Annotated in this window: 12 protein-coding genes and 1 tRNA gene; 3 read left to right on the top strand and 10 right to left on the bottom strand. The window is 35.9% G+C overall.

The window, feature by feature from the left end:
• Positions 1 to 285: 285 nt before the first annotated feature.
• Both PGOND44_RS09250 and PGOND44_RS09245 read right to left on the bottom strand, forming a co-directional pair.
• Positions 286 to 573 carry a hypothetical protein gene (locus tag PGOND44_RS09250; RefSeq protein WP_003440561.1) on the bottom strand — a complete coding sequence of 96 codons (288 nt, stop codon included), beginning with the start codon at positions 571 to 573 and terminating at the stop codon, positions 286 to 288.
• Positions 574 to 593: 20 nt separating this feature from the next.
• Positions 594 to 2,030: an NADP-dependent isocitrate dehydrogenase gene (locus tag PGOND44_RS09245; RefSeq protein ID WP_003440559.1), complete on the bottom strand. Its 1,437-nt coding sequence runs from the start codon at positions 2,028 to 2,030 to the stop codon at positions 594 to 596.
• Between the two features lie 411 nt (positions 2,031 to 2,441).
• Here PGOND44_RS09245 and PGOND44_RS09240 point away from each other — a divergent pair, with 411 nt between their 5' ends.
• Positions 2,442 to 2,975, top strand: coding sequence for a sigma-70 family RNA polymerase sigma factor (locus tag PGOND44_RS09240; RefSeq protein WP_003440558.1), 534 nt, complete (start codon positions 2,442 to 2,444; stop codon positions 2,973 to 2,975).
• A gap of 226 nt (positions 2,976 to 3,201) precedes the next feature.
• Here the strand turns inward: PGOND44_RS09240 and PGOND44_RS09235 are convergent, their stop codons facing one another.
• The 3 genes from PGOND44_RS09235 to rseP all read right to left on the bottom strand — a co-directional run bounded on the left by PGOND44_RS09235 (position 3,202) and on the right by rseP (position 6,033).
• Positions 3,202 to 3,825 (bottom strand): Fic family protein, encoded by a 624-nt coding sequence (locus PGOND44_RS09235; protein WP_407636061.1) that lies wholly within the window; start codon positions 3,823 to 3,825, stop codon positions 3,202 to 3,204.
• Positions 3,826 to 4,499: 674 nt separating this feature from the next.
• Positions 4,500 to 4,573 (bottom strand) — tRNA-Asn (locus PGOND44_RS09230).
• A 95-nt stretch (positions 4,574 to 4,668) separates the two neighbouring features.
• Complete coding sequence (gene rseP / locus PGOND44_RS09225; RefSeq protein ID WP_003440553.1) at positions 4,669 to 6,033, bottom strand: RIP metalloprotease RseP; 1,365 nt, start codon at positions 6,031 to 6,033, stop codon at positions 4,669 to 4,671.
• Positions 6,034 to 6,183: 150 nt separating this feature from the next.
• Here rseP and PGOND44_RS09220 point away from each other — a divergent pair, with 150 nt between their 5' ends.
• Positions 6,184 to 6,864 (top strand): SCO family protein, encoded by a 681-nt coding sequence (locus tag PGOND44_RS09220; RefSeq protein ID WP_003440550.1) that lies wholly within the window; start codon positions 6,184 to 6,186, stop codon positions 6,862 to 6,864.
• Between the two features lie 254 nt (positions 6,865 to 7,118).
• Here PGOND44_RS09220 and PGOND44_RS09215 read toward each other — a convergent pair whose 3' ends face one another.
• The 3 genes from PGOND44_RS09215 to PGOND44_RS09205 all read right to left on the bottom strand — a co-directional run bounded on the left by PGOND44_RS09215 (position 7,119) and on the right by PGOND44_RS09205 (position 10,199).
• The gene (locus PGOND44_RS09215; RefSeq protein WP_003440547.1) at positions 7,119 to 8,021 is read right to left on the bottom strand and encodes a geranylgeranylglycerol-phosphate geranylgeranyltransferase; all 903 of its coding nucleotides are present in this window, start codon (positions 8,019 to 8,021) and stop codon (positions 7,119 to 7,121) included.
• Positions 8,022 to 8,031: 10 nt separating this feature from the next.
• Positions 8,032 to 8,970 (bottom strand): mevalonate kinase family protein, encoded by a 939-nt coding sequence (locus tag PGOND44_RS09210; protein ID WP_003440544.1) that lies wholly within the window; start codon positions 8,968 to 8,970, stop codon positions 8,032 to 8,034.
• Positions 8,971 to 9,131: 161 nt separating this feature from the next.
• Positions 9,132 to 10,199, bottom strand: coding sequence for a diphosphomevalonate/mevalonate 3,5-bisphosphate decarboxylase family protein (locus tag PGOND44_RS09205; protein ID WP_003440540.1), 1,068 nt, complete (start codon positions 10,197 to 10,199; stop codon positions 9,132 to 9,134).
• Between the two features lie 97 nt (positions 10,200 to 10,296).
• On the opposite strand from PGOND44_RS09205, the gene PGOND44_RS09200 reads away from it, so the two are divergent.
• Positions 10,297 to 10,773 carry a TspO/MBR family protein gene (locus PGOND44_RS09200; protein WP_003440536.1) on the top strand — a complete coding sequence of 159 codons (477 nt, stop codon included), beginning with the start codon at positions 10,297 to 10,299 and terminating at the stop codon, positions 10,771 to 10,773.
• A 6-nt stretch (positions 10,774 to 10,779) separates the two neighbouring features.
• Here PGOND44_RS09200 and PGOND44_RS09195 read toward each other — a convergent pair whose 3' ends face one another.
• Complete coding sequence (locus PGOND44_RS09195) at positions 10,780 to 11,571, bottom strand: anti-sigma factor (protein WP_003440533.1); 792 nt, start codon at positions 11,569 to 11,571, stop codon at positions 10,780 to 10,782.
• Position 11,572: 1 nt separating this feature from the next.
• Positions 11,573 to 12,100 carry an RNA polymerase sigma factor gene (locus tag PGOND44_RS09190; protein WP_003440532.1) on the bottom strand — a complete coding sequence of 176 codons (528 nt, stop codon included), beginning with the start codon at positions 12,098 to 12,100 and terminating at the stop codon, positions 11,573 to 11,575.
• Positions 12,101 to 12,103: the final 3 nt, after the last annotated feature.

The following is a 12,103-nucleotide window of genomic DNA, read 5'->3' as shown; positions in this document are numbered from 1 at the left end:
ATCTCGGATGATAAAGTTATGATAAGTTAAAAATCATCACCTCCTTTCCCGAAGTATTCCTTGAGAGTATTGGTTTTGGCCCTTCCATGCTACTCCTCTTAATTGCTTGATCTTTTAGTCCACCGAGTTCAAGACGTGACATATTTTAAAAAAAACACACTGATATTTTCGACCATAAAAACATAAAAAAAAATACCATAGAGAAAGCGCTTTCCCTATGGTATACTTATTAAATTATTTGACCTAAAACCTGTAAAGGTTATTTAGGACTAGACACTGGATTATCTATGTGGTTTCGATTTTCTTAATAGACATTACAATCGTGCAGCCTATTTCCATCTCAACATGTTCTCCATCGTGCTCTTCAATTAATAAGTCAAGAGATCTGGATTCAGAATTCAAGTCGCTTATTCTCAACTTCAATTGATTGAGTTCATCATCGTCATTGGGATCTGTTTCATTGATTCGATCTTCTATGAAAGCAATCTTTTGAGAAATAAATTTATCCAAAAGCTGCTGAGCAATTTCAAGGTCGTAGGAGTTATCAATCAATCTAATGTGATGTGTTTCCATTTTTTTAAACTTTTAATTTATTATTGCCCTTGCCCCATTGAATAGCCTCGAACGCCGTCAAACTCATATAGGTTTTCAGTTTTAATAGTATCAATGTTCTCGTCAATTGCATACTTTAAAAGTTCATTGATATTTTCTTTAGTGATTCCCGAACCATCAGTACGCTTAAATCGGCACCTCCAATGATCTGTACAAAAGGTTTCACTAAATCCATCAGGCCACACTTTTATCCCTCTATTTGTGATCATAGTAAGCTCGATTCCGTTTTTGCCAATTTTTTTTAAGTTTTCAGCAATTTCATCTGGATCTACGCCATTCCAATGAACAAAAATATCAACACCTACTAGCTCTTTTTTGGCCGCAGGTCTTTTTTTGTATTTTGGAAGATTTAGGGCCGAATTATTAGCGTACGAAACAGGCTTTAAAATCGAAGGCTTCTGACCCAAATTTTCGATTACTGCTTGTGCAAACTCTTTAGTTCCCACTTTTTGCTTACTGGACCCTTCCTCAAAAATATCATAGGTATGAATGCCATCTTCAAGCGTTTTTAACCATGCATTCTGAATTTTTTCTGCCGCTTCTGTTTCCCCAATGTGATTTAGCATCATTATGGCGCCTTGCAACAAGCCAGAAGGATTGGCCAAATTTTGTCCTGCTCTTCTAGGAGCCGAACCATGTATAGCCTCAAACATGGAGCATTCTTCGCCAATATTAGCAGACCCAGCCAAACCTACCGATCCAGTTATCTGGGCGGCCACATCGCTAAGAACATCGCCGTATAAATTTGGCATAACGATCACATCAAAAGCCTCTGGTGTATCTGCCATTTTTGCTGCTCCAATGTCTATAATCCAATGCTCGTTTTCAATGTCGGGATACTCCTTAGCAATCTCATCAAATACCTGATGAAACAAACCGTCTGTCTGCTTCATGATATTGTCTTTGGTAAAGCAGGTTACTTTTTTGCGGTTTTGTTGTTTAGCATATTCAAATGCATATCTCACAATTTTTTCGCAACCAGGCCTGCTTATTAGTTTCAAACATTGCACAACCTCATCGGTCTGCTGATGTTCTATTCCAGCATACAAATCCTCTTCGTTTTCCCTTATTATGACAAGATCCATAACAGGGTGCTTCGTTTTTACGAAAGGGTGCAAACTCATGCAAGGTCTCACGTTTGAGTACAATCCAAGGAATTTCCGAGTGGTCACGTTCAAACTTTTATAACCGCCTCCTTGTGGAGTTGTAATAGGTGCTTTTAAAAAGATTTTGTTTCGTCTTATTGTCTCCCAAGATTCAGAAGCAATACCTGCTGTATTGCCAGCTAAATAGACTTTTTCTCCAACTTCAATTTCTTCAATTTCAATTTTAGCACCTGCGGCTAATAAAATTTCTAGTGTGGCGTCCATAATTTCTGGACCGATTCCGTCTCCTTTTGCTACTGTGATTTTTCGCATCTGTTAATTGTTTTTATTTATAAAGTAAAGATGCAATCAATTTATCATATATTATAATTTATACATATTATAAGTTGCATAACTATTTTTTATATTAAAAAAAGTTTAGAGGCCAACAAGGCTAAGTAAACATAGCCTTTGGGGCAGGTTTCTTTGCCAAACGGTTGAAAGGCATAAAAAAAAACGAAATAAGATGTATCCTTTATGATGTTTATGAGTCTACTTGATGAACTTTAAAATCTTAATATCATGAATAATTGTAAATGCACTAATTGTGATTGTACCAAATGTAATTGTGGGAATTGTTTGGAAAGCAATTGTCCTTGTTCTAAATGCGAATGCAATAAATGCAAGTGTTGCTAAATCTAATAAAGGTTAGTGTATAAACTAATCTTTATTTATTTTTAAAATATGGAAACTCAAACGATATGGAACAATTTCAATGATGAACTATATTTTTTTATCCTTAAAAAGGTTAAAAATAAAGACATTACAAACGATATTTTCCAAAATACATTCTTGAAAATTCATAAAAATTTATTCACCCTCGAAAAAGAAAAAAAAGCGAGAGCTTGGATTTTTCAAATTGCTCGTAATGAAATAGTTAATTACTTTAATGAAGAATCTATTTATGTAGAGAAGTTGGATATAAATAAAGAAAATTCTCTACAAGAATATCAACATATATGCTGCTTCGATAAATTCATAAATGATTTGCCCGATATCTACAGACAAGTCATTGAACTGAGTTATATAAAAGGACAAAAACAAAAAGATAGTGCAAAAGAATTAGGAATAAGTCTTGAAAACGTAAAAGCAAGAATCAAAAGGGCAAAAGCTATTTTAAAGAAAAAATTCAACGAATGTTGTAAATATGAGTTTGATAAAAATGGCAAGTTAATTGGAGAGTCTAATTGCTCTAGTTGTAATAGTATAATAGAATAAGCCCTTAACAAAGAACTGAAGTGAAAAACAACACTTTTTTTGATTAATTTGACACTATTTATCTAGGCTTTTGAACTTATAAACTTGGATGTATAAACCTCTTTTTGGGTTATCAGTCAATTATTCCATCCCAAGAACCCAAACATATATTTTATCATATTCATTTTTGAAAAAGCTGGACGATACAGTTTTGAGTGCTGCGTTCTGATTTGCGTATGGTATTCATTTAATCAATTTTAAAAAGATTAATGTATTCATTGAATACATACAATTTGTTTCGTTGTGCACCTGAAACTTCTTTTAAGACCTTTATTTCTTCTAAAGTATTAAGCAGCTTATAGGCTGTGACGTTGGATTTTTGAATAATTTTTTCCACTCGACTTACCCCTATAACAGGCTGTGTATACAAGTAATCAATAACTTTTTTCGCATCACCACTTCGGTTTCCTAAACCTTTGATTTTAAGCTCCAATGTTTTTTGTAGCTGCATAATACCATCAAAAGTAGTTACTCCTTTTTTAGCTGTTTCAATGACGCCTGTAAGGAAAAACTTAAGCCATTGATTGAGGTCATTGTTGGATCTCACGCGCATCAAATTATCATAGTATAACAGTCTGTTTCGCTCAAAGAAATCAGAAAGGTAAAGTATGGGTTGTTTAAGAATACCTTTATTGACCAGGTAAAGCGTAATTAACAGTCTTCCTACTCTTCCATTTCCGTCTAAAAAGGGATGAATGGTTTCAAATTGATAATGAATGATGCCAATTTTAAGTAAATCTGGTAGATGATTCAACTCGTTATTAGCAAATTGCTCGAGGTCGGACATGATTTCTCCAATGGAAGTATGTATTGGAGGAATGAACGTAGCATCATTAATAGAAGCACCACCGATCTAGTTTTGCGATATTCGAAATTCAGTCTAAAATTTACGCTTGATGTCTAAATTTTAGAAACTCGGCTGGTAAAAACAGCCTCAAACAGTCTAATATTTTACGAGGCTTTTGCTTCAATTTTCACGTTTGAATTTAGTAGGCCGTTTTCTAACTATCAAGAAACTTGTTACATTCAACCTGCCTTTGTCATCTTGAGGGAATGCAGTGACGAAAGATCTTTCTCAACGTGGCTTCGATACACCCCGCTAAAAAAAAGCGGGCCACTCAGCCACCAATTCATAAGTGTCATTCCGACAGAGAAGCCTTTTTGCTTCGACGAGGAATCTGTGTAAGTGGTGTATTTAAGCTTAAAGTTTCACTCCTTAATTAAGCTGCAGAAAAAATTAATGCTTTCATTCATTTTTTCCATTGATGAATCCCGAGGTGTCGGGAGAATCAACCTGCCTGCTCAACCGCAGGTAGGCAGAAAAAATCTAGGCTTACGAAATTCCTTCTAAAATAGGTACCCTAATTTTTATTAGGAAAAAGTTGACTTTGACTTAAATCTCGTAGAACACCAGTAAGTTCAATACTTAAGGAAGGAAAAATTTAAAAACAAAAAAGCCCGATATTTTCATATCAGGCTTACTTGCTCCTCCTCAAAGACTCGAACTTTGGACCCTCTGATTAACAGTCAGATGCTCTAACCAACTGAGCTAAGGAGGAATTTATCGTATGTAATGAACTCTAATCTTTTGCGATTGCAAATATAAACCAATATTTAGTTTTGCAAAATATTTTTCTGGAAAAAAATTAGTTTTTTAGTCTCCCGTAATCCAGCGGTAGACATCATTCCCATTTGCAAAAAGCACTAAGGCAATTAGGATGAAAAAACCAACGACCTGCGCATATTCCATCACTTTTTCGTTTGGCTTACGCCCAGACACCATTTCATAAAGCAGGAAGACCACGTGTCCTCCATCCAGTGCTGGGATGGGCAGGATATTCATAAAGGCTAAAATAATAGAAATAAAAGCAGTTGTCGTCCAAAAAGACTGCCAATCCCATGTGTCGGGAAACAGACTTCCAATAGCTCCAAAACCACCCACTTGCGTGGCGCCTTTTTTGGTAAATACATATTTAAACTGCGACACATAATCGTTGAGCGTCCAGTAGGCAAAGTCAAATCCAGCCGGTATACTCTCACCAAAACTATACGTCTTAGTCAGAATATCGTCTTGACTAAAGGCAGAAGTATACACGCCAATATCGCCTTCTTCGTTGGTGGTGATATTTACGGTACCTAAACCTTCAGCATTAAGTTCTTTATTAAGAGCTTGGTTTTCACTAGGGGCTGAAGTAAAACTAAGATTGAAGGCTTGGCCTTCGGTAGCTTTCACTTTTTTTCTAAACTCATGCCAGTAAGTTACTTTTTCGCCATTTACAGCTGTTATCAATATCCCTTGGGTCAACCCTGCTCTTTCTGCTGGCGAATTGGGAATTACACTGTCTATTACGGGTTTTCTAACCGGAGAAAAAGGCTGGAAACTTCCAGATTGGAATAATTGCTGGCCTATGTCTTCTGGCATGGAGAGGCTTTCTATGGCTCCATTGGCACGTTGCACCTCAATTTCATTCACATCCCGCAACAAAAGCTGTCTATTAATATCGATTTGACTCTGCAGAGGTTTCCCGTCAACATTCAATATTTTATCGCCATCCAAAAAGCCATAGTCTTTCATCAACTCGGCACTTTCCAGACCATTTTCAAATACTTTTGGGTCTAGGTAATCTTCGCCCCAAACAAATAGAACCATCATATAAATAAGAAAGCCAAGGACGATGTTCACCGTTACACCACCTAGCATAATAATAAGGCGTTGCCATGTCGGCTTGCTTCTAAACTCCCACGGCTCTGGCGGTTTAGCCATTTGTTCTTTATCCATGCTCTCGTCGATCATCCCAGAAATCTTGACGTATCCTCCAAGAGGTAACCAACCAATTCCATACACGGTATCCCCTATTTTCTTTTTGAAGAGCGAAAATTTAACATCAAAAAAAAGGTAGAATTTCTCTACCCGAGTTTTAAACAACTTGGCCGGTATAAAATGACCGAGTTCGTGAAGGACAATAAGTATAGATAAACTCAATAAGAGTTGTATTGCTTTTATAAAAAATGGATCCATTAATTTGTAATTTTTTCAGTCGCAAAAGTAATCTTTTATTGGGGCATAAAAAATTTTTGAATCGCTTCCCTGTATACTTAACATTTAATTGTAACCTATAGCACTTTGTAGTCCTGTTTTTACACGTAATTTTGTGGTAATTATATCGTCATGCTAAAGTTTTTTGCCAAATACAAGTTTTTCGCCATAGTGATGCTAGTGCTTTCTGGAATCATCATCACCTTAATTTATGATCAACTTAATCCCACTCCAAAACTTCCAGTATACCAGCCTAGCATGGTCACTGCAGATCTTGTGGATACCACGGTCCAGTACATTCGCAAATACCACAAGGTAAAGGACTTTAAGCTAGTGAACCAAAATGGAGATACCATTACCCAAAAGGACTATAAGGATAAAATTTATGTGGCCGATTTCTTTTTTACCACCTGCCAGAACATCTGCATAGACATGGCTAAAAGCATGCAAACTTTGCAAAAAGAATTTGAAGATGACGACGATATTTTATTGCTTTCCCATTCGGTTACACCAGAAATGGATGACGTTGCGCAGCTTAAAAAATATGCTCTAGAAAAAGGGGCGATCGACAGTAAATGGAATCTGGTGACTGGGGATAAGAAACAGATTTACAACTTAGCTAGGAAAGAATATCTGGCTTCCAAAACCGAGGGTGATGGAGGCAAATATGACCTTGTCCATACCGAAAATTTTGTGCTAGTGGACAAAGAGAAACGCATCCGTGGTTTTTATGACGGCACCAATCCCGAAGAAATAGAACAACTCATCGAGGATATCGATATCCTTAGGCTAGAATATCTCCCAGAAGAGTAATCCCAAATTAAATTTTTATACTGAATTTGCCTCTGCTCATATATTGCATTGGCGACACCAAGCTTATCGCTTTCTACAAACTTAATTTTTACGTCTGCTGTCGATAAAGCTTCAGGCCTCACGTTTGTATTAATCGCAACGCTAAACTTGAAACATTTTCTAAATCCCAGACGATTGCATAGCTATTATCTCAATTCTTTAGGCTAGATGTCTTAAGGCATGAGACTACGAGGAGTAAATTCAGAAGAAAGTATTTAAAAGAAGCGTTTTATCAAGGTTTCGATATCAATTAGCATAATACTAAACACACCGAGGACAATAACAAATTTCAAAAGGTTGTGTAGGATTAAGTAATGTGGCTTTTGCTTGGACCTCCATAGTTGCCACAAGAAAATAAGGAGTAAAACAACACAGAGCAGGAAGTAATAGTCCATATACCCCGAGTCAAAATACAAAATAAGAATAAGGGCTGGAACAATTGTAGAGATCACCAAAACAGAAATTAGCTTTTTGGTAAATTCCACGCTATATTTTACAGGAATGGTAGAATAATCTAGGGTAAAGTCTCCCTTGAGGTTTTCCAAATCTTTAACTAATTCTCGAATAAGAATAATAAAAAACAAGAAGACAGCGTGAACTATAATCACTTCCTCAAAATTTCTATAGTACACGAAAATGATGAAAAACGGAAGTATTGCCGCAAGGCCTGCCGTGAGTGTCCCTAAGAAAGGATAACGCTTGAGTTTATGAGAATACAACCACAGCAAAAAAATGTAAGATGAAAAGAAGAGTACCGCTTTAAAACTGATATAACTCGCAATAATGACACTCAAAAAGTTGAGAATAAAATAAACCGCAAGTTTGGTTTTTTGGCTCACATAATTATCGAGCAGCGTTTTACTAGGCCGATTAATAAGGTCTTTTTCGGAATCGTAGAAGTTGTTGATAAGATAACCGGACGCAATTGCGAGCGCTGTAGACACAACAATAAGGAATAAATTGAGGTCCAAAGCCACTTGCCTTAGTGGCAAATGGTAAGCCATAATAAAAATGGATGCCAAATACTGAGCAATAACAATAATGAGAATGTTATATCCACGAATAACCGAGAACAAGCTCAAGAATTTGAGCCAAATACGTTTATTCTCCCAAGACATCTATACGGTTTTAAAAAGTGTAAACGACTTCTAGCTTGTGTCCTTCTAAAGCTTTTTTAGCTTTTTCAAAATCTTCAGTAAAGCCTAAGATGTAACCGCCTCCTCCAGAACCACAAAGTTTTAGGTAGTAGTCGTTGGTTTCTATACCATTTCTCCAAAGTTCGTGGAACTGTTTTGGAATCATAGGTTTGAAATTATCTAAAACGACATTGGATAAATGCTTGATGTTTCCAAAAAGAGATTTGAAATCGCCTTCTAAGAAGTTTTCTACACAAGCATCGGTGTGTTTTACGAACTTATCTTTAATGATATTTCTAAAACCTTCCTGCTTCATGTTTTCCATAAAGATGTGAACCATTGGTGCTGTTTCACCAACAATTCCACTATCCAAAAGGAATACAGCTCCATTCCCATTTTGAGCTTGAGATGGAAGACCTGCAGGTTCTATATTATCTTTGGAGTTGATTAAAATGGGTAGGCTTAAATAACTATTAAGGGGATCCAAACCTGAAGATTTTCCGTGGAAAAAAGATTCCATTTTGGAAAAAATGGTTTTCAGTTTTAGTAATTTTTCTTTAGTCAGATTTTCTAAAACAGTAATCTTATCGAAAGCGTACTTATCGTAAATAGCAGCTACCAGGGCTCCGCTACTTCCTACACCATAGCCTTGAGGAATGCTACTGTCGAAATACATTCCTTTTTCAAGATCTGCATTGAGTTCAGTAATATCAAAACGAACAGGATTATCAATTTCACCCTGAAATTCTTCCAAATAAGAAGAAAATCGTTTTAATTCAATGTTGGATTTGACAGCTTTTGCATCGGGTTGTTCATCAACTTTGAGGGCGCCGTTGTAAAAATTGTAAGGGATGGATAAGCCTTTGGAGTCTTTGATGATACCGTATTCGCCGAATAACAATATCTTAGAATAAAATAAAGGTCCTTTCATAGTGGTTAATTTTAGAATACGTCTATTCTATAGTGCAAATATTACTGAAAATTAAGGAATAATAGGTCCTTTTATTAAAAAAATATCATTGCCCTTTAAACTACTTGCCCTGCAAAAATAATGCTTTTAATTCAATTTAGGTCTAAAACCTTTAGGTAAGGTTAAAATTGAATTTGGTCGTGAATCACTTTGTTAGTGTGGCAAAAAGGAAGCAACTGAGAATCGATAAAAGGCCTCACCATAGCTGCTGAAGATTCTGGATATAACAGATGAACATTGGCGCCTGCATCTAAAGTAAAACCCAAGTGAACGTTTTCCTTTTTTCTGAATTCCCAAATCTTCTCAATCACCTGTAAAGTGTTGGGCTGCATAAGAATAAAATAGGGAGAGCTTGTCATCATCATGGCGTGTAAAGACAAGGCTTCTGACTCTACCAAAGCAAAAAATGCTTCATAATCCCCAGATGTTAAGATAGATTTGAGCTTAGTTATATTATCATCTGCTTGTTTGAAACGCTGCTCTGCAAAGGGATGGTTATGCATAAGATTATGACCAAGACTACTACTCACCTGCTTTTGCCCTTCATCAATAAGTAAAATAGAATCTTTAAATGATCTAAAATTTGAATGGACATCGTAAGGGTAATCTATACCATAAAAGCTGGAACTGCCATCGATCTCTGGATGTTGCCCCCAGACTACGAGCTTTCCGCCCGTACTTCTACAGGCACTTCCCGACCCTAATCTTGCCAAAAAAGACGTTTTATGCTCTAGGTATACGTTTGAAATTTCAGGAGATACAGAGGTCTCTATTTTCATAATACATTTAGCGAGGGCTGCCATTCCACTAGCTGAGGAAGCTATTCCGCTACTGTGAGGAAAGGTGTTTTCGGTATGGATTTCAAATTCGAAAGATTTTAAGAAAGGAACATAGGTTTCAATTCTTTTTAGAAAGGTCTCAATTTTAGGCTCGAAGGATGCTTTTCGCTTTCCTTCAAAAAACACTTCAAAATGAAATTGAACACCAGCCTTTATCTTCTTTTTAAGCACGACCTCAGTTTTGGTCTTACACTCCTCTAAGGTGTAACTTATAGAGGTGTTTTTAGGTAATTGTTCTCCATATTTCCCCCAGTATTTTACCAAAGCGATGTTGCTAGGGGCTTCAGAAAAGTACTTCCCTAGTTCTGGAAGAATATGAGTAGCCTTATATATAAAATCTTGATTTTGCATTCTTGAAATTTTATACAAATATAAGAAAAGGCTCTCGTTAAGCTTACTGTTGTAGATATGGAAAAATATTAATACTTTGCTGTATAGAATTTAACTTATGAAATCCTCTACAGTTATCAAAATTTTTATTGCTATAATAATTTGCTTAGGCATAGGATTTTTAGGATCCATTGCTACTCAAACTAGCGTAGATACTTGGTTTTCCACTTTGAATAAGCCTAGTTTCAATCCTCCCAGCTGGCTATTTGCTCCTGTCTGGACAACTTTATATATTTTAATGGGAGTCGCTGCTGGTATTGTTTGGAGCAAAGGTTTTTACCATGTATGGGTGAAAACAGCACTTTATCACTTTGGTATTCAATTGATTTTAAACGCCTCTTGGTCTATTGTTTTCTTTGGTTACCAGTCACCACTTATAGGCTTACTTATCATTGTAGCTCTCCTTATACTAGTCTTACTCACTTTCAAATGGTTTAAGATTGTTAATAAAACAGCAGCATATCTTCTTATTCCTTATATACTTTGGATCGCTTTTGCTACTGCGCTTAATTTTGAAATCTGGAGACTAAATTGAATTCCTTTAGATAGTTCCTAAAGCGTAAAGTTGTTTTAAATTAGGCTGCTCACTTCCTCCTGCAGGTTCTAAAGTAATTCCAAATCCTTCAGATTCTGGAACATTTTTGAATCTAAACACTCTATTTTCTGTAGAATTTGCCTCGGCTAAAAGTCCTATGCTTTTCGGTGTGAGAGGCTCAAATTTGAGCGACCAAACTTGATAAACCATACCTTCTGGCGCCTCTGGCAACCTACTAATATCCAAAATCAACTCTTCTTTTTCATCGGTATAAAAGGCTATTACAGAACTATTTGGAGCATTTAATTTATTTCCTGGTAGAGTCAGTTTACGCGTACTAGGATCTCCCATTTGTAAAAGCAGTTCTTCCAAAGTCTCTGCTTTTTGTGAAGCTTTAGTAATTTGAACCTCTTTCGTTTCTAATTGAGAATTCACAACTTCTATGTCATTTTGAAGATCTTGATTCAATTTCAATAACCATAAGATTCCTCCCAATAGAAGAATAGCTGCTGCCCATCCAAAGTAGGAGTAATTGGAAGTCATGATTTTTACCTTGGGTTTATGTTGAAAGGATTTCGATCTTAATTTTGTTACTACTGATTCTTTGAGGGAAGGTTTTACACCTGGAGATGTCGCTTTTGAAAGCTCCAGTAAAATGGTTTCAATCGATTCTACTTCTGCTTGAAGTTCGGGATCTTTTGCTACATCTTGAGCAACTTTAGCTTGCTCTTTGGGCGAAAGTACCCCATATACATAAAGCTCAAGCAATCCAGATTCTATATAGTCTTTGGTATTCATATTATCCTAATGTTTCTCTTAGTGAGTTTAAGCAACTTCTATTTCTCGACTTCACTGTTCCTAAGGGGATGTCTAATGTCTCTGAAACTTCCTTTTGCGTATACCCTTTAAAAAATAGCAAATCGATTAATTTTACACACATTGGCTTAAGTTTATCTACAAATTTTCTCAGGCCATAACCATCACTCTGACTATCTAAATCCATATCATCTTTTATGAAAAAGGAGAAGTCATCGAAATCAGAATTTTTAAGTTTGTTTTTATAAGCTTTCGACCTGACTTTATCTATCGCTGCATTTCTGGATATATTCAATAGCCAAGTAAAAAAACGCCCTTTATCAGCGGAATAAGAGTCAGATTTATTCCAAACTTTAATGAAGACATCTTGAAGAACTTCTTCTGCAATTTCTACATCTTTAACTATGTTATTTATGATTCCAAAAATATTTTCAGAATACATATCGTAAATTTGGGAGAAAGCAACTTCATTTTGTTTCTTCAACTGTAAAATGAGCTCGTCTGGTTGCATTTA

The organism is Psychroflexus gondwanensis ACAM 44 (assembly GCF_000355905.1).
Taxonomy (GTDB): Bacteria; Bacteroidota; Bacteroidia; order Flavobacteriales; family Flavobacteriaceae; genus Psychroflexus; species Psychroflexus gondwanensis.
This window is presented reverse-complemented; position numbering and strand designations above follow the sequence as displayed.

Coding starts and splice junctions, on each gene's coding strand:
- PGOND44_RS09250 (WP_003440561.1), bottom strand. CDS start 573: ATGGAAACACATCACATTAGATTGATTGATAACTCCTACGACCTTGAA.
- PGOND44_RS09245 (WP_003440559.1), bottom strand. CDS start 2,030: ATGCGAAAAATCACAGTAGCAAAAGGAGACGGAATCGGTCCAGAAATT.
- PGOND44_RS09240 (WP_003440558.1), top strand. CDS start 2,442: ATGGAAACTCAAACGATATGGAACAATTTCAATGATGAACTATATTTT.
- rseP (WP_003440553.1), bottom strand. CDS start 6,033: ATGGATCCATTTTTTATAAAAGCAATACAACTCTTATTGAGTTTATCT.
- PGOND44_RS09220 (WP_003440550.1), top strand. CDS start 6,184: ATGCTAAAGTTTTTTGCCAAATACAAGTTTTTCGCCATAGTGATGCTA.
- PGOND44_RS09215 (WP_003440547.1), bottom strand. CDS start 8,021: ATGTCTTGGGAGAATAAACGTATTTGGCTCAAATTCTTGAGCTTGTTC.
- PGOND44_RS09210 (WP_003440544.1), bottom strand. CDS start 8,970: ATGAAAGGACCTTTATTTTATTCTAAGATATTGTTATTCGGCGAATAC.
- PGOND44_RS09205 (WP_003440540.1), bottom strand. CDS start 10,199: ATGCAAAATCAAGATTTTATATATAAGGCTACTCATATTCTTCCAGAA.
- PGOND44_RS09200 (WP_003440536.1), top strand. CDS start 10,297: ATGAAATCCTCTACAGTTATCAAAATTTTTATTGCTATAATAATTTGC.
- PGOND44_RS09195 (WP_003440533.1), bottom strand. CDS start 11,571: ATGAATACCAAAGACTATATAGAATCTGGATTGCTTGAGCTTTATGTA.
- PGOND44_RS09190 (WP_003440532.1), bottom strand. CDS start 12,100: ATGCAACCAGACGAGCTCATTTTACAGTTGAAGAAACAAAATGAAGTT.